The sequence below is a fragment of the Streptomyces sp. NBC_00525 genome (assembly GCF_036346595.1).
In the GTDB taxonomy this organism is placed as follows: domain Bacteria; phylum Actinomycetota; class Actinomycetes; order Streptomycetales; family Streptomycetaceae; genus Streptomyces.
On record NZ_CP107834.1, the window covers coordinates 799,544 to 821,773 of the forward strand.

General features: G+C 71.5%; 21 protein-coding genes. 1 reads left to right on the forward strand and 20 read right to left on the reverse strand.

Annotation, left to right across the window (positions count from 1 at the left end; genetic code table 11):
* Positions 1-37 precede the first annotated feature (37 nt).
* From carB to pyrR, 6 genes are all read right to left on the reverse strand, one after another.
* Complete coding sequence (gene carB / locus OG710_RS03375) at positions 38-3,346, reverse strand: carbamoyl-phosphate synthase large subunit (RefSeq protein WP_330238013.1); 3,309 nt, start codon at positions 3,344-3,346, stop codon at positions 38-40.
* A complete protein-coding gene (carA, locus tag OG710_RS03380) occupies positions 3,339-4,478 on the reverse strand; it encodes a glutamine-hydrolyzing carbamoyl-phosphate synthase small subunit (RefSeq protein ID WP_330238014.1) in 1,140 nt (379 codons plus the stop codon). The genes carB and carA overlap by 8 nt, the downstream gene beginning before the upstream one ends.
* Positions 4,475-5,062, reverse strand: coding sequence for a PH-like domain-containing protein (locus tag OG710_RS03385; RefSeq protein ID WP_330238015.1), 588 nt, complete (start codon positions 5,060-5,062; stop codon positions 4,475-4,477). Before OG710_RS03385 ends, carA begins: the two co-directional genes overlap by 4 nt.
* The gene (locus tag OG710_RS03390) at positions 5,059-6,345 is read right to left on the reverse strand and encodes a dihydroorotase (RefSeq protein WP_330238016.1); all 1,287 of its coding nucleotides are present in this window, start codon (positions 6,343-6,345) and stop codon (positions 5,059-5,061) included. The genes OG710_RS03385 and OG710_RS03390 overlap by 4 nt, the downstream gene beginning before the upstream one ends.
* 2 nt (positions 6,346-6,347) lie before the next feature.
* Complete coding sequence (locus OG710_RS03395; RefSeq protein ID WP_330238017.1) at positions 6,348-7,337, reverse strand: aspartate carbamoyltransferase catalytic subunit; 990 nt, start codon at positions 7,335-7,337, stop codon at positions 6,348-6,350.
* Between the two features lie 87 nt (positions 7,338-7,424).
* Positions 7,425-8,009, reverse strand: coding sequence for a bifunctional pyr operon transcriptional regulator/uracil phosphoribosyltransferase PyrR (pyrR, locus tag OG710_RS03400; protein WP_111333932.1), 585 nt, complete (start codon positions 8,007-8,009; stop codon positions 7,425-7,427).
* A gap of 221 nt (positions 8,010-8,230) precedes the next feature.
* On the opposite strand from pyrR, the gene bldD reads away from it, so the two are divergent.
* Positions 8,231-8,731, forward strand: coding sequence for a transcriptional regulator BldD (gene bldD, locus OG710_RS03405; protein WP_018103903.1), 501 nt, complete (start codon positions 8,231-8,233; stop codon positions 8,729-8,731).
* A 176-nt stretch (positions 8,732-8,907) separates the two neighbouring features.
* On the opposite strand, the gene nusB is transcribed toward bldD, so the two are convergent.
* The 14 genes from nusB to OG710_RS03475 form a co-directional block, all read right to left on the reverse strand.
* A complete protein-coding gene (gene nusB / locus OG710_RS03410; protein ID WP_111333930.1) occupies positions 8,908-9,339 on the reverse strand; it encodes a transcription antitermination factor NusB in 432 nt (143 codons plus the stop codon).
* A gap of 2 nt (positions 9,340-9,341) precedes the next feature.
* A complete protein-coding gene (gene efp / locus OG710_RS03415; RefSeq protein WP_111333929.1) occupies positions 9,342-9,908 on the reverse strand; it encodes an elongation factor P in 567 nt (188 codons plus the stop codon).
* A gap of 51 nt (positions 9,909-9,959) precedes the next feature.
* Positions 9,960-11,066 carry an aminopeptidase P family protein gene (locus OG710_RS03420; protein ID WP_330238018.1) on the reverse strand — a complete coding sequence of 369 codons (1,107 nt, stop codon included), beginning with the start codon at positions 11,064-11,066 and terminating at the stop codon, positions 9,960-9,962.
* 82 nt (positions 11,067-11,148) lie between these two features.
* Positions 11,149-11,997 carry a Pro-rich N-terminal domain-containing protein gene (locus OG710_RS03425; protein ID WP_330238019.1) on the reverse strand — a complete coding sequence of 283 codons (849 nt, stop codon included), beginning with the start codon at positions 11,995-11,997 and terminating at the stop codon, positions 11,149-11,151.
* A gap of 126 nt (positions 11,998-12,123) precedes the next feature.
* Positions 12,124-12,564 (reverse strand): type II 3-dehydroquinate dehydratase, encoded by a 441-nt coding sequence (gene aroQ / locus OG710_RS03430; RefSeq protein WP_330238020.1) that lies wholly within the window; start codon positions 12,562-12,564, stop codon positions 12,124-12,126.
* Positions 12,561-13,655 carry a 3-dehydroquinate synthase gene (aroB, locus tag OG710_RS03435; protein ID WP_330238021.1) on the reverse strand — a complete coding sequence of 365 codons (1,095 nt, stop codon included), beginning with the start codon at positions 13,653-13,655 and terminating at the stop codon, positions 12,561-12,563. The genes aroQ and aroB overlap by 4 nt, the downstream gene beginning before the upstream one ends.
* Positions 13,652-14,194 carry a shikimate kinase gene (locus OG710_RS03440; protein WP_330238022.1) on the reverse strand — a complete coding sequence of 181 codons (543 nt, stop codon included), beginning with the start codon at positions 14,192-14,194 and terminating at the stop codon, positions 13,652-13,654. The genes aroB and OG710_RS03440 overlap by 4 nt, the downstream gene beginning before the upstream one ends.
* A complete protein-coding gene (gene aroC / locus OG710_RS03445; RefSeq protein WP_330238023.1) occupies positions 14,191-15,375 on the reverse strand; it encodes a chorismate synthase in 1,185 nt (394 codons plus the stop codon). The genes OG710_RS03440 and aroC overlap by 4 nt, the downstream gene beginning before the upstream one ends.
* A 132-nt stretch (positions 15,376-15,507) precedes the next feature.
* A complete protein-coding gene (locus OG710_RS03450; RefSeq protein ID WP_330238024.1) occupies positions 15,508-16,344 on the reverse strand; it encodes a shikimate dehydrogenase in 837 nt (278 codons plus the stop codon).
* A complete protein-coding gene (mltG, locus tag OG710_RS03455; protein WP_330238025.1) occupies positions 16,331-18,079 on the reverse strand; it encodes an endolytic transglycosylase MltG in 1,749 nt (582 codons plus the stop codon). Before mltG ends, OG710_RS03450 begins: the two co-directional genes overlap by 14 nt.
* 95 nt (positions 18,080-18,174) lie before the next feature.
* Complete coding sequence (gene ruvX / locus OG710_RS03460; protein ID WP_330242144.1) at positions 18,175-18,648, reverse strand: Holliday junction resolvase RuvX; 474 nt, start codon at positions 18,646-18,648, stop codon at positions 18,175-18,177.
* An 8-nt stretch (positions 18,649-18,656) separates the two neighbouring features.
* Positions 18,657-21,326 carry an alanine--tRNA ligase gene (alaS, locus tag OG710_RS03465; protein ID WP_330238026.1) on the reverse strand — a complete coding sequence of 890 codons (2,670 nt, stop codon included), beginning with the start codon at positions 21,324-21,326 and terminating at the stop codon, positions 18,657-18,659.
* Positions 21,326-21,637 (reverse strand): DUF6167 family protein, encoded by a 312-nt coding sequence (locus OG710_RS03470; protein ID WP_330238027.1) that lies wholly within the window; start codon positions 21,635-21,637, stop codon positions 21,326-21,328. Before OG710_RS03470 ends, alaS begins: the two co-directional genes overlap by 1 nt.
* Positions 21,638-21,644: 7 nt before the next feature.
* On the reverse strand, positions 21,645-22,085 hold the full coding sequence (locus tag OG710_RS03475; protein ID WP_111333918.1) for a DUF948 domain-containing protein: 441 nt from the start codon (positions 22,083-22,085) through the stop codon (positions 21,645-21,647).
* Positions 22,086-22,230 lie beyond the last annotated feature (145 nt).

The window sequence follows — 22,230 nt, forward strand, 5'->3', positions numbered from 1 at the left end:
GGGGGACACCGTTTCCGGTGTCCCCCTTGTGGGCTTCTCAGTCGCGGGCCGCGGTCAGGTGTTCCGCGTGTTCCTGGAGCGAACGGACGCCGACGTCCCCGTTGTTGAGGGCGTCGATGCCCTGGACGGCCGCGGCGAGCGCCTGGACCGTGGTCAGGCAGGGCACGGACCGGGCGACGGCCGCGGTGCGGATCTCGTAGCCGTCGAGCCGGCCGCCGGTCCCGTAGGGGGTGTTGACGATGAGGTCCACCCCGCCCTCGTGAATCAGCTGGACGATGGTCTTCTCGCCGTTGGGGCCCTCGCCCTCGGACTGCTTGCGCACGACCGTGGCGTTGATGCCGTTGCGCTTGAGGACCTCGGCGGTGCCGGAGGTGGCCAGCAGCTCGAAGCCGTGGGCGACCAGCTCGCGGGCCGGGAAGATCATCGAGCGCTTGTCCCGGTTGGCCACCGAGATGAAGGCGCGGCCCTTGGTGGGCAGCGGCCCGTAGGCACCGGCCTGCGACTTGGCGTAGGCGGTGCCGAAGACCGAGTCGATGCCCATGACCTCGCCGGTGGAGCGCATCTCCGGGCCGAGGATGGTGTCGACGCCGCGGCCGTGGATGTCGCGGAAGCGCGACCACGGCATGACGGCCTCCTTGACGGAGATCGGCGCGTCCAGCGGCAGGGTGCCGCCGTCGCCGGTCTTCGGCAGCAGGCCCTCCTCGCGCAGCTCGGCGACGGTCGCGCCCAGCGAGATGCGGGCGGCGGCCTTGGCGAGCGGGACCGCGGTCGCCTTCGAGGTGAAGGGCACGGTCCGCGAGGCGCGCGGGTTGGCCTCCAGGACGTAGAGGATGTCGCCGGAGAGCGCGAACTGGATGTTGATCAGGCCGCGGACGCCGACGCCCTTGGCGATGGCCTCCGTGGAGGCGCGCAGCCGCTTGATGTCGTGGCCGCCGAGGGTGATCGGGGGCAGCGCACAGGCGGAGTCGCCGGAGTGGATGCCGGCCTCCTCGATGTGCTCCATGACGCCGCCGAGGTACAGCTCGGTGCCGTCGTAGAGGGCGTCCACGTCGATCTCGATGGCGTCGTCGAGGAAGCGGTCGACCAGGACCGGCCGGGTGGGGCTGATCTCGGTGGACTCGGAGATGTACGCCGAGAGCCGGGTCTCGTCGTACACGATCTCCATGCCGCGCCCGCCGAGCACGTACGAGGGGCGTACGAGGACGGGGTAGCCGATCTCGTCGGCGATCTCCTTGGCCTCGGTGAAGGTGGTGGCGGTGCCGTGCTTGGGGGCGGGCAGTCCGGCCTCGGCCAGGACGCGGCCGAAGGCGCCGCGGTCCTCGGCGGCGTGGATGGCCTCCGGCGGGGTGCCGACGACAGGCACGCCGTTGTCCTTGAGGGCCTGCGAGAGGCCCAGCGGGGTCTGGCCGCCGAGCTGGACGACGACGCCCGCGACGGGTCCGGCGAGGGACTCGGCGTGCACGATCTCCAGCACGTCCTCGAGCGTCAGCGGCTCGAAGTAGAGGCGGTCGGAGGTGTCGTAGTCGGTGGAGACCGTCTCCGGGTTGCAGTTGACCATCACGGTCTCGTAGCCGGCGTCGCTGAGCGCGAAGGAGGCGTGGACGCAGGAGTAGTCGAACTCGATGCCCTGGCCGATGCGGTTGGGGCCGGAGCCCAGGATGATCACCGCGGGGCGGGTGCGGGGCGCGACCTCGCTCTCCTCGTCGTAGGAGGAGTAGAAGTACGGCGTCCTCGCGGCGAACTCGGCGGCGCAGGTGTCGACCGTCTTGTAGACCGGGCGGACGCCGAGCGAGTGGCGCACCTCGCGGACGACGTCCTCGCGCAAGCCGCGGATCTCGGCGATCTGGACGTCCGAGAAGCCGTGCCGCTTGGCCTCGCCCAGCAGCTCGGGCCCGAGCTTGTCGGCGGCGGCCAGCTCGTCGGCGATCTCCTTGATGAGGAAGAGCTGGTCCACGAACCAGGGGTCGATCTTCGTGGCGTCGAAGACCTCCTCCTGGGTGGCGCCGGCCCGGATCGCCTGCATGACGGCGTTCACCCGGCCGTCGGTCGGGCGGACGGCGGCGGCCAGCAGCTCGGCCTTGTCGCCGGGGTCGCCGGTGAAGGTGAACTGCGAGCCCTTCTTCTCCAGCGAGCGCAGGGCCTTCTGGAGGGCCTCGGTGAAGTTCCGGCCGATGGCCATGGCCTCGCCCACCGACTTCATGGTGGTGGTGAGGGTGGAGTCGGCGGAGGGGAACTTCTCGAAGGCGAAGCGCGGTGCCTTGACGACGACGTAGTCGAGGGTCGGCTCGAAGGAGGCCGGGGTCTTCTCGGTGATGTCGTTGGGGATCTCGTCGAGCGTGTAGCCGACGGCCAGCTTGGCGGCGATCTTGGCGATCGGGAAGCCGGTGGCCTTGGAGGCGAGCGCCGAGGAGCGGGAGACGCGCGGGTTCATCTCGATGACGATGACGCGGCCGTCGGACGGGTCGATGGCGAACTGGATGTTGCAGCCGCCGGTGTCGACGCCGACCTCGCGGATGATCGCGATGCCGATGTCGCGCAGCCGCTGGTACTCGCGGTCGGTGAGGGTCATCGCCGGGGCGACGGTGATCGAGTCACCGGTGTGGACGCCCATCGGGTCGAAGTTCTCGATGGAGCAGACGACCACGACGTTGTCGTTGCGGTCGCGCATCAGCTCCAGCTCGTACTCCTTCCAGCCGAGGATGGACTCCTCCAGGAGCACCTCGGTGGTCGGGGAGAGCGTGAGGCCCTGGCCCGCGATGCGGCGCAGCTCGGCCTCGTCGTGGGCGAAGCCGGAGCCGGCGCCGCCCATGGTGAAGGAGGGGCGGACGACGACGGGGTAGCCGCCGAGGGTCTCCACACCGGCCAGGACGTCGTCCATGGAGTGGCAGATGACCGAGCGGGCGGACTCGCCGTAGCCGATCTTCTCCTTGACGGCCTCCACGACGCCCTTGAAGAGGTCGCGGTCCTCGCCCTTGTTGATGGCCTCGACGTTGGCGCCGATGAGCTCGACGCCGTACTTGTCGAGGACACCGTTCTCGTGCATGGAGATCGCGGTGTTGAGCGCGGTCTGGCCGCCCAGGGTGGGCAGGAGCGCGTCGGGGCGCTCCTTGGCGATGATCTTCTCGACGAACTCGGGGGTGATCGGCTCGACGTAGGTGGCGTCGGCGATCTCCGGGTCGGTCATGATCGTCGCCGGGTTGGAGTTCACCAGGATGACGCGCAGGCCCTCGGCCTTGAGCACGCGGCACGCCTGGGTGCCGGAGTAGTCGAACTCGGCGGCCTGCCCGATGACGATCGGGCCGGAGCCGATGACCAGGACGGACTGGATATCGGAGCGCTTAGGCACGCTGGCCCTCCATCAGGGAGACGAAACGGTCGAAGAGGTACGCGGCGTCGTGCGGGCCGGCGGCCGCCTCGGGGTGGTACTGGACGCTGAAGGCCGGGCGGTCGAGCAGCTGGAGGCCCTCCACCACGTTGTCGTTGAGGCAGACGTGGGAGACCTCGGCGCGGCCGTAGGCGGTGTCGGAGACCTTGTCGAGGGGGGCGTCGACGGCGAAGCCGTGGTTGTGCGCGGTGACCTCGACCTTGCCGGTCGAGCGGTCCTGCACGGGCTGGTTGATGCCGCGGTGGCCGTACTTCAGCTTGTAGGTGCCGAAGCCGAGCGCGCGGCCCAGGATCTGGTTGCCGAAGCAGATCCCGAAGAGCGGGGTGCCCCGGTCCAGGACGCCCCGCATGAGGGCGACGGGGTGGTCGGCGGTGGCCGGGTCGCCGGGGCCGTTGGAGAAGAAGACGCCGTCCGGGGCGACGGCGTAGATCTCGTCCAGGGTGGCGGTGGCGGGCAGCACGTGCACCTCGATGCCGCGCTCGGCCATCCGGTGCGGGGTCATGCCCTTGATGCCGAGGTCGATCGCGGCGACGGTGAACTTCTTGGTGCCGGCCGCGGGAACGACGTAGGTCTCCTTGGTGGCGACCTCGGCGGAGAGGTCGGCGCCCTTCATCTCGGGGGCCTGCCGCACGCGGTCGAGCATCGCGGTGTCGTCGGTGACGGCGGCGCCGGAGAAGATGCCGACGCGCATGGCGCCGCGCTCGCGCAGGTGGCGGGTGAGGGCGCGGGTGTCGATGCCGCTGATGCCGACGACGCCCTGGTCGGCCAGTTCCTGGTCGAGGGTGCGGCGGGAGCGCCAGTTGGAGGGGGTGCGGGCGGGGTCGCGGACGACGTAGCCGGAGACCCAGATCCGCTGGGACTCGGGGTCCTCGTCGTTGACGCCGGTGTTGCCGACGTGCGGGGCGGTCATCACGACGACCTGGCGGTAGTACGAGGGGTCGGTCAGCGTCTCCTGGTAGCCGGTCATGCCGGTGGAGAAGACCGCCTCGCCGAAGGTCTCCCCCACAGCCCCGTAGGCACGGCCGCGGAAGGTGCGGCCGTCCTCCAGGACGAGTACGGCGGGAGCCTGGGCTCCCCGAGTGGAGGTCGTCATCGTGCGATGCCTTCCGTAGTGCTGGTGAGGTGGTTGACGGCGTCGACCCACGCGGGGTGTTCGGCCGCGTGGTCGGAGCGGAATCCGGAGTCGATCAGCTGGTCGCCGAGCGCCCAGGTGACGACGAGGAGGCCGCCCTCGGGCAGGACCTTGCCCGCCAGTGCCTTCTCGGTGCGGGCGCCGCGCAGGTCGGCGGCGGGGACGAAGAAGCCGGCCGCGCCGGGCCTGGCGACGTCGAGGCCCTCGGCGGTGAGGGTCAGCTCGACGCGGCTGCGGGTGCCGAGGCCGTGGGCCACGATCCGGTCGAGCCACTGCCCGGCGGTGGTCGAGGCGTGGTAGCGGCCGGTGAGGGTGAGCGGCTTCTCGCCGTCCGCGGAGCCGTCAGCGAAGCCCTCGGGGGTGCTCGCCGGGGCGGGCAGGTCCGACTGGAGGTTGCCGCGCCACTTCCAGCCCTGGCGCATCAGCCAGTAGACGAACACGACGAGGACGACGAGTCCGATCACCCAACTGATCCGTGCGGACCAGTCGGTCACTTCCGCCGACTTCTGCTCGGCGGCCAGTTGGTACAGGGTCTGTGTTGTCACGCGAGCTTCCCGTCGACGACCGTGGCACGGCCCCGCAGGAAGGTGTGGGTCACTCGGCCCGGCAGCTCGCGTCCCTCGTACGGGGTGTTGCGGCTGCGGGAGGCGAAGCCCGCGGGGTCCACGGTTCCACGGTATGCCGGATCGACCAGGGTGAGGTTGGCGGGCTCACCCGCCGAGACGGGGCGGCCGTGTCCTTCGAGCCGTCCGATGGCCGCGGGGCGGGCCGACATGCGGTCGGCGACGCCGGCCCAGTCGAGCAGCCCGGTCTCCACCATCGTCTGCTGGACGACGGAGAGCGCGGTCTCCAGGCCCACCATGCCCATGGCGGCGGCGGCCCACTCGCAGTCCTTGTCCTCGTGCGGGTGCGGGGCGTGGTCGGTGGCGACGCAGTCGATGGTGCCGTCGGCGAGGGCCTCGCGCAGGGCCAGCACGTCGGCCTCGGTGCGCAGCGGCGGGTTGACCTTGTAGACCGGGTTGTAGGACCGGACCAGCTCGTCGGTGAGGAGGAGGTGGTGCGGGGTGACCTCGGCGGTGACGTTCCAGCCCTTGGACTTGGCCCAGCGCACGATCTCGACGGAGCCTGCGGTGGACAGGTGGCAGATGTGCACGCGGGAGCCGACGTGGGCGGCGAGCAGGACGTCGCGGGCGATGATCGACTCCTCGGCGACGGCGGGCCAGCCGCCGAGGCCCAGCTCCGCCGAGACGATGCCCTCGTTCATCTGGGCGCCCTCGGTGAGGCGGGGCTCCTGGGCGTGCTGGGCGACGACGCCGTCGAACGCCTTCACGTACTCCAGGGCGCGGCGCATGATGACCGCGTCGTCGACGCACTTGCCGTCGTCGGAGAAGACCTTCACCCCGGCGGCGGAGTCGTGCATGGCGCCCAGCTCGGCGAGCTGCTTGCCCTCCAGGCCGACGGTGACGGCGCCCACGGGCTGCACGTCGCAGTAGCCGGACTCCCTGCCGAGCCGCCAGACCTGCTCGACGACGCCGGCGGTGTCGGCGACCGGGAAGGTGTTGGCCATGGCGTGCACGGCGGTGAAGCCGCCGGCCGCGGCGGCCCTGGTGCCGGTGAGGACGGTCTCGGAGTCCTCGCGGCCGGGCTCGCGCAGGTGGGTGTGCAGGTCGACGAGGCCGGGCAGCAGGACCTGGCCGGCCGCCTCGATCACGGTGGCGTCGCCGGCGTCGAGGCCGGTGCCGACCTCGGCGATGGTCTCGCCGTCGATGAGGACGTCCTGCGGGTCGCCGCCGAGTACCTTCGCGCCGCGGATAAGGATCTTGCTCATGGTTACTTGTTCTCCTCGGTACGGGCGGCGGGGGCGGGGGCGGCGGCCTGCTCGTAGCCGCCGAGCAGCAGGTAGAGCACGGCCATGCGGATGGAGACGCCGTTGGCGACCTGCTCGACCACCGTGCAGCGGTCGGAGTCGGCGACCTCGGCGGTGATCTCCATGCCGCGGACCATCGGGCCGGGGTGCATGACGACGGCGTGCTCGGGCATCTTCGCCATGCGCTCGCCGTCCAGGCCGTAGCGGCGCGAGTACTCGCGCTCGGTCGGGAAGTAGGCGGCGTTCATCCGCTCACGCTGCACACGCAGCATCATCACAGCGTCGGACTGGGGCAGCACCTCGTCGAGGCCGTAGCTGACCTCGCAGGGCCACCGCTCGACCCCGACCGGGACCAGGGTCGGCGGGGCCACCAGGGTGACGTGGGCGCCGAGCGTGTTCAGCAGGTGGACGTTGGAGCGGGCGACGCGGCTGTGCAGGATGTCGCCGACGATGGTGATCCGGCGGCCTTCGAGGTCCTTGCCGAGCCCGGTGTCGGCGCCGACGAGCCGGCGGCGCATGGTGAAGGCGTCGAGCAGGGCCTGGGTGGGGTGCTCGTGGGTGCCGTCGCCCGCGTTGACGACCGCGCCGTCGATCCATCCGGAGGTGGCCAGGCGGTACGGGGCGCCAGAGGCGCCGTGGCGGATGACGACGGCGTCGGCGCCCATGGCCTCCAGGGTCAGGGCGGTGTCCTTGAGGGATTCGCCCTTGGAGACGGACGAGCCCTTCGCGGAGAAGTTGATGACGTCGGCGGACAGCCTCTTGGCGGCCGCCTCGAAGGAGATGCGGGTCCGGGTCGAGTCCTCGAAGAAGAGGTTGACGACGGTCCGGCCGCGCAGGGTCGGGAGTTTCTTGATCGGCCGGTCGGCGACCCTGGCCATCTCCTCGGCGGTGTCGAGGATCAGGACGGCGTCGTCGCGGGTGAGGTCGGCGGCCGAGATGAGGTGACGCTTCATCTGGGTGTTCTCCGGGTGGCTGGAGTTTTCAGGCATGCGGGCGCGCGGAAGCCGCCGTACGGCGGGCGGGGCCGTACGGGTGGGTGGCTAGCGCTCGACCGCTGAGGCGTCCTGCTCGACCCCGAGCAGCACGGCGTCGCGGCCGTCCTCCTCGGCGAGCTGGACCTTGACCGTCTCCCGCAGCGACGTGGGGAGGTTCTTGCCGACGTAGTCGGCGCGGATCGGCAGTTCGCGGTGGCCGCGGTCCACCAGGACCGCGAGCTGCACCGCACGGGGCCGGCCGATGTCGCCCAGTGCGTCGAGGGCGGCGCGGATCGTGCGGCCGGAGAAGAGGACGTCGTCGACGAGGACGACCAGGCGGCCCTCGATGCCCTCGCCGGGGATCTCGGTGCGGGCCAGGGCGCGCGCGGGGCGCAGCCGGAGGTCGTCGCGGTACATCGTGATGTCGAGGGAGCCGACCGGGATCGTGCGGCCGGTGATCTCTTCGAGCTTGGCGGCGAGCCTGCGGGCGAGGAAGACACCGCGGGTCGGGATGCCGAGGAGCACCACGTCGTCGGCGCCCTTGGCGCGTTCGACGATCTCGTGGGCGATGCGGGTGAGCACCCGTGCGAGGTCGGGGGCCTCCAGAACGGGGCGGGCCGCGTTGCCGGTGGCGTCGTGCTGTGCGTCCATAAGAAACGGACCTCCTTCTCCGCCTCACGGGACGGACCTTAAAGGACGTCGGATGTGCGTCTACCACGCTACCAGGGCCCACGACCGGACCCTTCCCCGCCCCCGGGGAAAGCCGGTACGGACCATCTCAGCTTGACGCGACCAAGTAACGCTGCGTAACCTCACAGTGAGTTACCAGCCACGCGGCGCAGCCGCGTACGTTCCAGCGTCCGGGGAGCCATATGTCCAGCGAATACGCAAAGCAGCTCGGGGCCAAGCTCCGTGCCATCCGCACCCAGCAGGGCCTCTCCCTCCACGGCGTGGAGGAGAAGTCCCAGGGCCGCTGGAAGGCCGTCGTGGTCGGTTCGTACGAACGCGGCGACCGTGCCGTGACCGTACAGCGCCTTGCCGAGCTGGCGGACTTCTACGGTGTCCCGGTCCAGGAGCTCCTGCCGGGCACGACGCCGGGCGGCGCCGCCGAGCCGCCGCCGAAGCTCGTCCTGCAGCTGGAGCGCCTGGCGCACGTGCCGCCGGAGAAGGCGGGCCCGCTCCAGCGCTACGCGGCCACGATCCAGAGCCAGCGCGGCGACTACAACGGCAAGGTGCTGTCGATCCGCCAGGACGACCTGCGCACGCTGGCCGTGATCTACGACCAGTCGCCTTCCGTGCTGACGGAGCAGCTGATCAGCTGGGGCGTGCTGGACGCGGACGCGCGCCGTGCCGTCGCCCACGACGAGGGCTGATCCGCCCCCTTCGGGAGAAACGTGCCGCCGGGCCGGCGGGGCCCCTTACGGGTGCCTCGTCGGCCCGTTCGCGTGGGCCCGGCGGCCGGCGCGCGGGCGGGAGGCCCGCCGGACATGCCGAAGGGCCCACGGCCGGGTGGCCGTGGGCCCTTCGTGGGCGGAATGCCGCCGGGGTGTCACTGCTCCCGGCGGAGATTCGGCTTGAGGTCCTTGAAACGGGCCAGCAGGCCGTTCACGAAGGACGGGGAGTCGTCGGTCGAGAACTCCTTGGCGATCTGCACCGCCTCGTCGATCACGACCGCGTCCGGGGTGGCGTCCACCCAGATCAGCTCGTAGGCGCCGAGCCGCAGGATGTTCCGGTCGGCGACCGGCATGCGGTCGAGGTCCCAGCCCTCGGAGTACGTGACGATGAGGTCGTCGATGCGGTCCGCGTACTGCGCGTACCCCTCGACCAGCTCCATCGTGTACTCGGTGACCGGCGGCTGACGGGTGTCGGAGCGCGAGTGCCGCACCCAGTCCGCGAGGACCGTCAGCACGGACGCACCGCGCTGGTCGGCCTCGAAGAGGATCTGGAAGGCGCGCTTGCGGGCCGTGTTACGGGCAGCCACGACTACTTGTTCACCCGGCTGAGGTACTCGCCGGAGCGGGTGTCGACCTTGATCTTCTCACCCGTGGTGATGAAGAGCGGGACACCGATCTCGTAACCGGTCTCCAGGGTGGCGGGCTTGGTGCCGCCGGTGGAGCGGTCGCCCTGGACGCCCGGCTCCGTGTGCTGGATGGTCAGCTCGACGGCGGCCGGCAGCTCGACGTAGAGCACCTCGCCCTCGTGCTGGGCGACGGTGGCGGTGAAGCCCTCGACGAGGAAGTTGGCGGCGTCGCCGACGGTCTTGCGCTCGATCATCAGCTGGTCGTACGTGTCCATGTCCATGAAGACGAAGTACTCGCCGTCCATGTACGAGAACTGCATGTCGCGCCGGTCGACGGTGGCCGTCTCGACCTTGATGCCTGCGTTGAAGGTCTTGTCGACGACCTTGCCGGAGAGCACGTTCTTGAGCTTGGTGCGCACGAAGGCCGGGCCCTTGCCGGGCTTGACGTGCTGGAACTCGACGACGGACCAGAGCTGGCCCCCGTCGAGCTTGAGCACCAGGCCGTTCTTGAGGTCGTTCGTGGAAGCCACGGTTGCGGAATCTCCTGGACTGAAGCTGGTGGAACGACCGAGGGACACGCGCTACAGCGCGAGCAGCTCCTTGGTCGTAATGGTGAGTAGCTCGGGTCCGCCGTCCGCCTCGGGGCGCACGACGAGCGTGTCATCGATCCGGACCCCGCCCCGACCGGGGAGGTGGACCCCCGGCTCGACAGTGACCGGCACACAAGCGTCCAGTTTACCCATGGCTGCGGGTGCCAACTGCGGGTCCTCATCGATTTCGAGCCCCACCCCGTGGCCCGTGGAGGGGGCGAGGCCCTCTCCGTAGCCCGCCGAGTCCAGGAGATGGCGGGCGGCCCGGTCCACGTCACGGTACTCGGCGCCGGGCAGCAGGGCCTCGCGGCCGGCCCGCTGAGCGGCGAAAACGAGCTCGTACAGTTCGATCTGCCAGTCGGCGGGGGCCGTGCCGATGACGAAGGTCCGGCCGATCTCGCAGCGGTAGCCGCGGTAGTTGGCGCCCAGGCAGACGGAGAGGAAATCCCCCTCCTCCACCCGCCGGTCGGTCGGCCGGTGGCGGCCGCGGCCGGAGTTCGGGCCGGTGGCGACTGAGGTGGCGAAGGCGGGCCCGTCGGCGCCGTGGTCCACCAGCCGGCGCTCCAGCTCCAGCGCCAGGTGCCGTTCGGTGCGGCCGACGAGGATGGATTCGAGGAGTTCGCCCAGCGCCTGGTCGGTGATCTCGGCCGCGATCCGCAGACAGCCGATCTCCTCCTCGTCCTTCACGACGCGCAACTGCTCCACGGTGGCGCCCAGGTCGGCCAGCCGCAGCTTCGGCGCGACGGAGGCCATGGCCCGGTGCCGGGCGACCGTCAGGTAGTGCTCCTCGACGGCCAGCGACCGGGCGCCGCCCGTCGCGGCCAGCTCCGCCGCCGCGACCACCGGATCGGCGCCGGCCACCGGCAGCGGGTCCACCCTCAGCTGCTCGTCGGGCCGTCCGTCCGCCGGGTCACCGGTCGGCGGGCGCGGGCACAGGAGGACGTCCTCGCCGGGGCCGAGCAGCAGGACCGCGCCCGGCGGCGCTCCCCCGGCGAGGTAGCGGACGTTGGCGGGGCGGGAGACCAGGGCGGCCGCGGCTCCGACAGCGGCGCAGCGGTCGCGGAGCAGCCCGCGTCGGACGGCGTACACCTCTGACATGCGTCGAGCGTACGAGCGGGGCGGCTGGCCCGCCCGGCGGGCGCATCCGACCGGGGGGCCGCGCCGGGGCCGCGGCCGGGGATCACCAGGACGGAGGGCTGGCCAGGGAGCGGGCGAGTATGTCGTCCAGGACCCTGGCGGTGGTCTCCACGTCGTACGTCGAGTTGTCGATGATCGGCAGTCCGGAGCCGTACCAGCCGGCCATCCGGCCGTGGATGCGGGCCACCTCCTCGTCGGAGAGGCGGCGGTTGCCGCTGCGCTTGGCGTTGCGCTCCAGGACGATCTCCAGGCCGGGCAGCAGCACGACGGGCAGCAGGCCGGGGCCGACGTGGCGCTTCCAGCCGCCGAGGCCGACGACGGGCCGGTCGGGGAAGACGGCGTCGTCCAGGATGCAGGAGATGCCGTTGGCCAGGAAGTTGCGGGCGGCGAAGCCGCAGGTGCGGCGGGCCAGGCGGTACTGGGCCTCGGACTGGTCGTTCCAGCCGGACTGCGGGTCGGCGAAGCCGGAGCAGACCCACTCGCGGACGTCGTCCAGGCTGACGTGGGCGGTGGGCACCCGGCGGCGGGCCGCCCAGAGCCGGGCCACGGTGGTCTTCCCTGCGCCCGCGGGGCCGATCAGGAGCACGGCGAGGGTCGCGTTGCCCGTGCCGGGTCCGGCGGGCGGGGCGGGCAGCGGCACGGGCCGGCCCGGCGGCAGCTGGACGTGTCCGGTGGTCTCGCGGGGGGCCGGGGCGTGGTGCGGCGCTGGTCCGGTCCAGCCACCGGGGCCCTGCGGCACGGGCGGGCCGGCGGGCGGGGGGCCCGGATGCGCGGCGGGCGGGTGCTGCGGCGGGACCGGCGCACCGGGATGCGGGCCGGGGTGCGGCGGGCCGGCGGGACCGTGTCCGGGACCTCGGGGCGGAGGCAGCGGGGCCCCCACTGCGTGCTGCATCCGGTGCGACTCCGTCTCGTACAGGCAACTGGCGCTGGTGCAACGGCAACGGTACCTTCCCCGGCCGCCACTGGAACAACGGCCGGGGAGCGCCCGAAGTGCCCCGAGGTGCCTCGCCGGGGACGGTCAGTCCGCGAGTTCCTCCGCCAGGGCGCGCAGGGCGAGCCGGTAGGAGCCGATGCCGAATCCGGCCACGGTCCCGGTGGCGACCGGGGCGACCACCGAGGTGTGGCGGAATTCCTCCCGTGCGTACGGGTTGGAGATGTGCACCTCGATCAGCGGGGCGGTGCGCTGGGCGGCCGCGTCCCGCATCCCGTACGAGTAGTGCGTGAAGGCGCCCGGGTTGAGAACGACCGGAAGTGATCCGTCGGCGGCCTCGTGGAGCCAGCGGATCAGCTCGCCCTCGTCGTTCGTCTCGCGGACGTCGACGTCGAAGCCCAGCTCCTTGCCCAGCGCGCGGCACGTCTCGACGAGACCGGCGTACGAGGTGGCGCCGTAGACATCGGGTTCGCGGGAGCCCAGCCGGCCGAGGTTGGGGCCGTTGAGCACGAGGACCCGGCGGCTCATGCCGAGACCTCCCCGTAGGCGGCGAGCAGCACGGCCGGGTCGGGGCCCTCCAGGACGGCGGGCTTGCCGAGGCCGTCCAGGACGATGAAGCGCAGCAGGTCGCCGCGCGACTTCTTGTCGACCTTCATGTTCTCCAGCAGCCGGGGCCACTGGTCGCCGCGGTAGGTGAGCGGCAGCCCCACGGACTCCAGGACCGCGCGGTGCCGGTCGGCGGTGGCGTCGTCCAGGCGGCCGGCCAGCCGGCCCAGTTCGGCGGCGAAGACCATGCCGACCGACACGGCGGCGCCGTGGCGCCACTTGTAGCGCTCGTTCTTCTCGATCGCGTGGCCCAGGGTGTGGCCGTAGTTGAGGATCTCGCGCAGCCCGGACTCCTTGAGGTCGCTGGAGACGACCTTGGCCTTGACCCGCACCGAGCGCTCGATCAGCTCGGCGGTGTGCGGTCCGGCGGGCGTACGGGCCGCCTGCGGGTCCCCCTCGATCAGGTCGAGGATCACCGGGTCGGCGATGAAACCGGCCTTGATGATCTCGGCCAGGCCGGAGACGTAGTCGTGCACCGGCAGCGAGTCCAGGGCGGCCAGGTCGCAGAGGACCCCGGCCGGCGGGTGGAAGGCGCCGACGAGGTTCTTGCCCTCGGCGGTGTTGATGCCGGTCTTGCCGCCGACCGCCGCGTCGACCATGCCGAGCACGGTCGTCGGTACGGCGATCCAGCGCACCCCGCGCAGCCAGGAGGCGGCGACGAAGCCCGCGACGTCGGTGGTGGCGCCGCCGCCGACGCCGACGATGACGTCGGTGCGGGTGAAGCCGGTCTGGCCGAGCGCCTTCCAGCAGTAGGCGGCGACCTCGACGGTCTTGGCCTCCTCGGCGTTGGGCAGCTGGATCGCGATGGCCTCGTAGCCCTGACCGGCGAGGTCCTGGCGGACCGCCTCGCCGGTCTCGGCGAGGGCCTCCGGGTGGAGGACCGCGACGCGCTTGGCGCGCTCGCCGATGAGTGCGGGCAGCTCGCCGAGGAGCTGCCGGCCGATCAGTACCTCGTACGGATCGGAGCCCGCGCTGCCGGCGACGGCGACGCGGATGGGTGCCTGCTCGGTCATGGTGTGTTCTCCTGGCCGGACGGGGCTCCGTCCGGCAGCTCCAGTGCGTCGAGGACCGCCTGGGCGACCTCTTCGGGTGTGCGCTCGTCGGTGGCGACGACCGTGCGGGCGACCTCGGTGTAGAGGTGCCGGCGGGCGTCCATCAGCTCGCGCCACTGCCGGCGCGGGTTGACCGCGAGCAGCGGGCGGGCGGCGCCGAGGCCGACCCGGCGGACCGCCTCCTCCACGTCCATGGAGAGGTAGACGACCGGGTGGCCGGCGAGCAGGGCGCGGGTGGACGGGTCCAGGATCGCCCCGCCGCCGAGCGCGAGGACGCCGGTGTGCTCGGCGACGGCGGCGCGGACGGCGTCCCGCTCAAGGGCCCGGAAGTGGTCCTCGCCCTCGTCGTAGAAGATCTCGGCGATGGGCTTGCCCGCGCTCGCGACGACATCGGCGTCGGTGTCCCGGTAGGCGGCGCCCAGCCGGGCGGCGAGCAGTTCGCCGACCGTGGACTTGCCGACGCCCATCGGGCCGACCAGGACGACCAGCGGACCGCTCATCGGATCTGGAGGTTGTCGAGGTACGAGCGCACGTTGCGGCGGGTCTCGGGGACGCTGTCGCCGCCGAACTTCTCCGCCACCGCGTCGGCCAGGACCAGGGCGACCATCGCCTCGGCGACGATGCCGGCGGCCGGGACGGCGCAGACGTCGGAGCGCTGGTGGTGCGCCTTGGCGGGCTCGCCGGTCACGACGTCGACGGTCGCCAGGGCACGCGGCACGGTGGCGATCGGCTTCATGGCGGCGCGCACGCGCAGCAGTTCGCCGGTGGTGAGGCCGCCCTCGGTGCCGCCGGCCCGGCCGGAGGCGCGCTTGATGCCGTCCTCGGTCGCCAGGATCTCGTCGTGCGCCTTCGAGCCGGGCACCCGGGCGAGGTCGAAACCGTCGCCGACCTCGACGCCCTTGATGGCCTGGATGCCCATGAGCGCGCCGGCGAGGCGGGCGTCGAGGCGGCGGTCCCAGTGCACGTGCGAGCCGAGGCCGACCGGCACGCCGTAGGCCAGCACCTCGACGACGCCGCCGAGCGTGTCGCCGTCCTTGTGGGCCTGGTCGATCTCGGCGACCATCCGCTTGCTCGCGTCGGCGTCGAGGCAGCGGACCGGGTCGGCGTCGAGCCGCTCCACGTCGGCGGGGACGGGGTAGACCCCGTACGGCGCCTTGGCGGCGGCCAGCTCCACGACGTGGCTGACGATCTCGATGCCGGCGGTCTCCTTGAGGTAGGACCGGGCGACGGCACCGAGGGCGACGCGGGCGGCGGTCTCCCGCGCGCTGGCGCGCTCCAGGACCGGGCGGGCCTCGTCGAAGCCGTACTTCTGCATGCCGGCGAGGTCGGCGTGGCCGGGGCGGGGCCGGGTCAGCGGGGCGTTACGGGCCTGGGCGGCCAGCGTCTCCGGGTCGACCGGGTCGGCCGACATGACCTGCTCCCACTTGGGCCACTCGGTGTTGCCGACCATCACGGCGACCGGGGAGCCCATGGTGAGACCGTGCCGGACGCCGCCGAGGAAGGTGACCTCGTCCCGCTCGAACTTCATCCGCGCACCGCGCCCGTAGCCGAGCCGCCGCCGGGCGAGCGCGTCCGCCACCATCTCCGTGGTGACCGGGACGCCGGCCGGAAGGCCCTCCAGCGTCGCCACCAGTGCGGGGCCGTGCGACTCCCCCGCGGTCAGCCAGCGCAACCTGCTCAACGGTGCTCCTCATGCTCGCGCCTGAAAATCCAGCGGCGCGACCGGGTGCGCGGCCCTGGCCCGCCGCCCTCGATCCTCCCACGGCCGGGACCCCGGACCCGCCGCCGGTCCAGCAGACGGACGGTGCGGGCGTCAGCGGGCGGCCAGCGCCGCTTCCCCGGCCTTGCGCATGGCGGCGAGCGGAGCCGGTGAGCGGCCCGTCATCAGCTCCACCTGGAGGACGGCCTGGTGGACGAGGAGGTCGAGGCCTCCGACGACCGCGCCGCCGTGTGCGGCCCAGGCTGCGGCGAGCCGGGTGGGCCACGGCTCGTACAGCACGTCGAAGAGCGTGCCGGGGTGCTCGGGGACGGCCCCGGCCAGCGCGTCGGCCGCGCCGGCGGGGGTGGTGGCGATGACGAGGGGTTCGGTCAGCGCGCGGTCGGCGTCGGCCCAGTCGGCGGTGCGCACGTCGACGCCGAGCCGTTCGCCCCAGCCGCGCATCTCCTCGGCGCGGGCGTCGCTGCGCACGTAGGCGGTGACGGGTCCGGCGCAGATTCCGGCCAGCGCGGCCAGGGCGGAGGACGCGGTGGCGCCTGCGCCGAGGATGGCGGCGGACTCCACCTTCTCGACGCCGCGTTCGCGCAGGGCGGCGGCCATGCCGGGGATGTCGGTGTTGTCACCGGTGCGGCGGCCGTCCTCGCCGAGGATCACGGTGTTGACCGTTTCGACGGAGGCGGCGGTGTCGCTGATTCCGTCGAGCAGCGGGATGACGGCGCGCTTGAGCGGCATGGTGAGCGAGAGCCCCGCCCAGGTGCCGTCCAGCCCCTCGATGAAGCCGGGCAGCGCCTGCTCGTCGACCTCGAACCGGTCGTACGACCAGTGGTCGAGCCCCAGCTCGGCGTACGCGGCCCGGTGCAGGACCGGGGAGAGCGAGTGGGCGATGGGCGAACCGAGAACGGCCGCGCGGCGCGGCCCGTCATTGAAGGCCATGCTTTTCCTTGAACTTCTCGTTGAGCTTCTCGTGCTCGGCCGCCGTCTTGGTGAACTGGGTCTTCTTCCCGTCGAGCGAGATGAAGAACATCCAGCCGCCGCTGGTAGGACTCAGCGTCGCGCGCAGGGCCTCGTCCCCGGGGTTGCCGATGGGACCGGGCGGCAGGCCGGCATGGTAATAAGTGTTGTACGGATCGGGATTGGTACGGATCTCATTCGAACCGATCTTGATCTTGCTCTGGTTCGTAAGATAGTTGTACGCGGAGTCGAATTCGAGCTTCCGGTTCGTCACCGTGTTGTTCGGCTTGAGCCGGTTGTAGACGACTTCCGCCATCTTGCGGAAGTCGTCATGCGTCAGACCTTCCGCCTGAACGAGGCTGGCCACCGTGAGTACTTGCCAGGGGCCGTCGAGTTTGAACTTCTTGGCCGTTCCCTGGAGGTCGAGTTTCTTGTACTCCTCGTTGGACCGCTCGACCATCTTCTTGAGCATCGCCTCCGGCTTGGTCTCCTTCGTCAACGGGTACGCGGCCGGATAGAGAAAGCCTTCGAGCGGGTCCTTGACGTCCTTGTTCTTACTCACCCAGTCAGGCAGACCCAGTTCACCGCTCTTGGACTTGGCGATCTTCTTGGTCGTTCCCTTGTCGAGGCCGAGCCGTTCGTCCAGCAGCGCATAAATGGCGACGTTGCGGGTGCCCTCCGGGATGACCAGGAGGTTCTGGCTCTTCGGGTCCACCATCATTTTCACGGCCTCGGCCGCCGACATCTGCGAGTGCAGCAGGTAGACACCCGCCTGGATCGACTTGCCCTTCGGGTTCTCGTTCTGCGCCGAGACGAAGGCGTCGACGCTCTTGACCACGCCCGCCTTCTTGAGGATGTTCCCGATGTCGTAGCCGTACGCGCCCTTCGGGATCTCCACCTCAACCGAGCCGGAGCCGCTGCCCGAGAAGTCGGGCGCCGGGCCGTACCGGTCCTGGTAGAACGAATATCCGAAGTAGCCGACGCCGCCGACGCCGCCGACCAGGACGACGGAGAGGACCAGGCAGGCGCAGCCGCCGCGGTTCTTCTTCTTCTTGCCCTTGCCCCGGCGGTCGCCGCCCTTCCCGCGCCGGGACTCGCGCGGGTCGTCCTCGTCCTCGTCGTCGTAGTCGTCGTCCTTGGGAGCCTTGTCGTCCTTCTCGTCCGTACCGGTGAAGAAGGGATGGGTCTCCTCCGGCGGCTCCTCCGGGTCCCAGTCCCGGGCCGGTTCCGGCGCCTCGGCGGGCGTGGGCTCGCGGTGGCCGGGCGGCTGCGGGGGCGGGTAGGCGTCGGGCGTTCCGTAGTAGTCGTTCGTCTCGCCGTAGCCGTACGAGGCGGCGGGACCGCCGTCGTACGGCGGCATCGTCTGACCGCCGGTGTCCCAGCCGGTGTCGTAGCCGGGCTGCTGCGGCTGCTGTGCGTAGGGGTCGTGCGCCTGCTGCTGCCCGTACGGGTCGTGCGCCTGCTGCTGGTACTGCTGCTGGGCGTACGGGTCGGGCTGCTGATGCTGCTGGTGCTGCTGCTGCTGCGCGTACGGGTCGTGCGCCTGCTGCTGATAGGGGTCGTACTGGCCCTGCGGGTACTGCTGCTGAGCGCCGTACTGGCCGTCGTACGGGGCCTGGCCGTGGGCAGGCTGCTGGCCGCCCCACCCCTGGTCCCCGTACAAGGGGTCCTCGGGATGCCACGGTTCGGAGCCGGGGCCCCGGCCATACTCAGTCATCGATCCCCTTGAGCCGCGAGACGCTGTTCCGCCTCTTCGGTGTGCGGTGCATGTTCGAACACCGCCGCATCGCGCGGAACGTTACCGTATTGCGATCAGACCACCACTTCGACGCCTTCGCCCGGTGGACTGCCCGACACCCGCTCGGATTCCAGAGCGTTCTGGAGGATCACCACAGCGGCAGCCTGATCGATGACGGACCGGCCCTTTTTGGACTTCACGCCCGAAGCGCGCAGCCCGTGCGTGGCCGTCACTGTGGTCATCCTCTCGTCCACGAGCCGCACCGGAATGGGTGCGACCGCTCGGGCGAGGACCTGGGCGAAGGCGCGGACCTTGGCGGCCGCCGGGCCCTCACCGCCCCCCAGGGAGCGTGGCAGGCCGACGACGACCTCGATCGGCTCGTACTCGGCGACGAGCTGGCCGAGCCGCCGGTGGGCGGCCGGGACGTCGCGTCCCGGCACGGTCTCCACCGGCGTCGCCAGGATGCCGTCGGGGTCGCACGAGGCGACCCCGATCCGGGCGTCCCCGACGTCGATCGCCAGCCGGCGACCGCGGCGCATCTGCGGCATGTCCGGCGTCACGCCGTCTCGGTGACGAGGCGTTCGACGGCGGCGACGGCGTCGCCGATCGCCTCCGGGTTCTGGCCGCCGCCCTGGGCGACGTCCGGCTTGCCGCCGCCCCCGCCGCCGAGGGTCTTGGCGGCGGTGCGGACGAGGTCACCGGCCTTGAGGCCGCGCTCGCGGGCCGCCTCGTTGGTGGCGATGACGGTCAGCGGGCGCCCGTTGGCGGTCGTGAACAGCGCCACCACGGCCGGGCGGCCGCCCTGGATGCGGCCGCGCACGTCCAGGACGAGCTTGCGCAGGTCGTCGGCGGAGGTGCCGTCCGGCACCTGGCCGGTGACCAGGGCGACGCCCCGGACGTCGATCGCGGACTCGGCGAGACCGGCGGCGGCCGCGAGGACCTTCTCCGCGCGGAACCTCTCGATCTCCTTCTCGGCGTCCTTCAGCTTGCCGAGCATGCCCGCGATCTTCTCCGGCAGCTCCTCGGAGCGGCCCTTGACCAGCTCCTGGAGCTGGGCGACGACCGTGTGCTCCCGGGCGAGGAAGTTGTACGCGTCCACCCCGACGAGGGCCTCGATGCGGCGCACCCCGGAGCCGATGGACGATTCGCCGAGCAGCTTGACCAGGCCGAGCTGGGCGGTGTTGTGCACGTGCGTGCCGCCGCACAGCTCCTTGGAGAAGTCGCCGATGGTGACGACACGGACCCGCTCGCCGTACTTCTCGCCGAACTCGGCGATGGCGCCCTGCTTCTTCGCCTCGTCGAGTGACATGACCTCGGCCTGCACGTCGAGCTCGCGGGCCAGCACCTCGTTGATCTTCTGCTCGACGTCGGTGAGGACCGTGCCGGGGACGGCGGCGGGCGAGCCGAAGTCGAAGCGGAAGCGGCCCGGCGAGTTCTCCGAGCCGGCCTGGGCGGCGGTCGGGCCGAGCGCGTCGCGCAGCGCCTGGTGGGTGAGGTGGGTGGCGCTGTGGGCGCGGGCGATGGCGCGGCGGCGGGTGGCGTCGATCGCGGCGTACGCGGAGGCGCCGACCATGACCTCGCCGACCTGGACGGAGCCCTTGTGCACGGAGACACCCGGCACCGGCTGCTGGACGTCGCGCACGACGATGACGGCACCGCTGTCGAGCCGGATGCGGCCCTGGTCGGCGAGCTGGCCGCCGCCCTCGGCGTAGAACGGGGTGCGGTCCAGGACGACCTCGACCTCGTCGCCCTCGGTGGCGGCGGGCGAGGGCACGCCGTCGACGAGGAGACCGACGATCGTCGACTCGCCCTCGGTCATGGTGTAGCCGGTGAACTCGGTGACGCCGGAGTTGTCGGCGACCTCGCGGTAGGCGGACAGGTCGGCGTGGCCGGTCTTCTTGGCCTTGGCGTCGGCCTTGGCCTTGTCCCGCTGCTCCTGCATCAGGCGGCGGAAGCCGTCCTCGTCCACGGAGAGGCCCTGCTCGGCGGCCATCTCCAGGGTGAGGTCGATCGGGAAGCCCCAGGTGTCGTGGAGCAGGAACGCCTTGTCGCCGGCGAGGACCGTGCCGCCGGCGGCCTTGGTCTCGGTGACGGCGGTCTCCAGGATGTTGGTGCCGCCCTTGAGGGCCTTGAGGAAGGCGGCTTCCTCGGCGAGCGCGACGGTCTCGATGCGCTTGCGGTCGGTGATCAGCTCCGGGTACTGCTGCCCCATGGTGTCGATCACGACCTCGGCCAGCTCGCGGACGACGGAGCCGGTGGCGCCCAGCAGGCGCATGTTGCGGATGGCGCGGCGCATGATGCGGCGCAGCACGTAGCCGCGGCCCTCGTTGCCGGGGGTGACGCCGTCACCGATGAGCATGACGGAGGTGCGGATGTGGTCGGCGATCACGCGCAGCGACACGTCGGTGGACCGGGCGGCGCCGTAGCGCACCCCGGTCAGCTCGGTGGCGCGGTCCATGACGACGCGCAGGGTGTCGGTCTCGTACATGTTCTGGACGCCCTGCAGGATCATCGCGAGGCGTTCCAGGCCGAGGCCGGTGTCGATGTTCTTGGACGGCAGGTCGCCGAGGATCGGGAAGTCCTCCTTGCCGTCGCCCGCGCCGCGCTCGTACTGCATGAAGACGAGGTTCCAGATCTCCACGTACCGCTCGTCGTTGACGGCCGGGCCGCCCTCGACGCCGAACTCGGGGCCGCGGTCGTAGTTGATCTCGGAGCAGGGGCCGCACGGGCCGGGGACGCCCATGGACCAGAAGTTGTCCTTCTTGCCCAGGCGCTGGATGCGTTCGGCCGGGACGCCGATCTTGTCGCGCCAGATGGCCTCGGCCTCGTCGTCGTCCAGGTAGACGGTGATCCACAGGCGCTCGGGGTCGAGCCCGAAGCAGCCGTCCGCCACGGAGCCGGTCAGCAGCTCCCAGGCGTACGCGATGGCGCCTTCCTTGAAGTAGTCGCCGAAGGAGAAGTTGCCGCACATCTGGAAGAAGGTGCCGTGCCGGGTGGTCTTGCCGACCTCTTCGATGTCCGGCGTGCGCACGCACTTCTGCACGCTGGTGACGCGCGGGGCGGGCGGCTTGACCTCACCGAGGAAGTAGGGCTTGAAGGGCACCATGCCGGCGGGGACCAGCAGCAGAGTCGGGTCGTCCGCGATGAGCGACGCCGAAGGGACAACGGTGTGACCGCGCTCCTCGTAGAAGCTCAGCCAGCGGCGACGAATTTCTGCCGACTCCATCAGTGGTCCTCATTCCGGTTGTACGAGTGGTAGGGAAGGGTGGGGTGGGTGGCGGGGCCGCCGCCGGGCAGGGCGGGGGTGTCCGGGGCCTCGATGCCCAGCGCCTCGCCGAGTTCGGCCTCGCGGCGGGCCATGCCCTCGCGGACGTCCAGTGCGAAGTCCTTGATCCGGTGGCCGGCCACGACCGCCTTGTCGGCGGCCTGCGCGGCGAGGCTCTCGGGGGCGAGCTGCCTGATCTTCCGGTTGACCTTGGTGGTGGCCCACACTCCGGCGGCTGCGCCGGCGGTGAACCAGAACGTACGGCGGAACATCGCTGCGTCAGTCCTTAGATCCGCGGGAATTACGGCCGTTGCGCTTCCGGGCGCGTGCCGACGGCACGGTCCGGCCGACGATCACCGAGCGCCCGGAGCGCGCTTCCGGTTCGGGGGCGGAGCGGCGGCCGATGGCCTGCCTGACCCCGTAGCCGAACGCGGCGACCTTGACCAGCGGGCCGCCGAAGGCGGAGGCGACGGTGGTGGAGAGCGCGGAGGCGTTGGAGGTGACTTCCTGCACGTCCGTGGCGATGGCGTCGACCTTGTCGAGCTGGGTCTGCGCGGCGCGCACGGTCGCGGAGGCGTCCGCGAGCAGCGGTACGGCCTGTTCGGTCACGTCCGCGACGAGTCTGGTGGTCGCCCTGAGCGTCTGGGCGAGCCTCACCAGCACGACGGCGAGGAACGAAACCAGGATCGCCCAGAAGACGGCCACCAGAATCCCGGCCACCTCACCACCGGACACAGTGCACCGCGCTCTCTGCTTGTCGTCTGTCTGTCTTGTTCTCCTGCTTTGCGGCGAGGGCCGCCGGGGCGGCCGGTCGCCTCCCTCGAGCCTATCGCGCCGGGGCTCGCGCCCCGTACCGCATAAGCCG

What these genes read in the sequence shown, in the direction of transcription:
- ruvX (WP_330242144.1), bottom strand. Translation starts at nt 18,648, where the DNA reads ATGCCGCAGATGCGCCGCGGTCGCCGGCTGGCGATCGACGTCGGGGAC.
- carA (WP_330238014.1), bottom strand. Translation starts at nt 4,478, where the DNA reads ATGACGACCTCCACTCGGGGAGCCCAGGCTCCCGCCGTACTCGTCCTG.
- OG710_RS03440 (WP_330238022.1), bottom strand. Translation starts at nt 14,194, where the DNA reads ATGAGCGGTCCGCTGGTCGTCCTGGTCGGCCCGATGGGCGTCGGCAAG.
- OG710_RS03390 (WP_330238016.1), bottom strand. Translation starts at nt 6,345, where the DNA reads ATGAGCAAGATCCTTATCCGCGGCGCGAAGGTACTCGGCGGCGACCCG.
- aroQ (WP_330238020.1), bottom strand. Translation starts at nt 12,564, where the DNA reads ATGAGCCGCCGGGTCCTCGTGCTCAACGGCCCCAACCTCGGCCGGCTG.
- alaS (WP_330238026.1), bottom strand. Translation starts at nt 21,326, where the DNA reads ATGGAGTCGGCAGAAATTCGTCGCCGCTGGCTGAGCTTCTACGAGGAG.
- aroB (WP_330238021.1), bottom strand. Translation starts at nt 13,655, where the DNA reads ATGACCGAGCAGGCACCCATCCGCGTCGCCGTCGCCGGCAGCGCGGGC.
- OG710_RS03470 (WP_330238027.1), bottom strand. Translation starts at nt 21,637, where the DNA reads ATGTTCCGCCGTACGTTCTGGTTCACCGCCGGCGCAGCCGCCGGAGTG.
- mltG (WP_330238025.1), bottom strand. Translation starts at nt 18,079, where the DNA reads ATGACTGAGTATGGCCGGGGCCCCGGCTCCGAACCGTGGCATCCCGAG.
- OG710_RS03420 (WP_330238018.1), bottom strand. Translation starts at nt 11,066, where the DNA reads ATGTCAGAGGTGTACGCCGTCCGACGCGGGCTGCTCCGCGACCGCTGC.
- pyrR (WP_111333932.1), bottom strand. Translation starts at nt 8,009, where the DNA reads ATGGACGCACAGCACGACGCCACCGGCAACGCGGCCCGCCCCGTTCTG.
- OG710_RS03395 (WP_330238017.1), bottom strand. Translation starts at nt 7,337, where the DNA reads ATGAAGCGTCACCTCATCTCGGCCGCCGACCTCACCCGCGACGACGCC.
- bldD (WP_018103903.1), top strand. Translation starts at nt 8,231, where the DNA reads ATGTCCAGCGAATACGCAAAGCAGCTCGGGGCCAAGCTCCGTGCCATC.
- OG710_RS03425 (WP_330238019.1), bottom strand. Translation starts at nt 11,997, where the DNA reads ATGCAGCACGCAGTGGGGGCCCCGCTGCCTCCGCCCCGAGGTCCCGGA.
- OG710_RS03450 (WP_330238024.1), bottom strand. Translation starts at nt 16,344, where the DNA reads ATGGCCTTCAATGACGGGCCGCGCCGCGCGGCCGTTCTCGGTTCGCCC.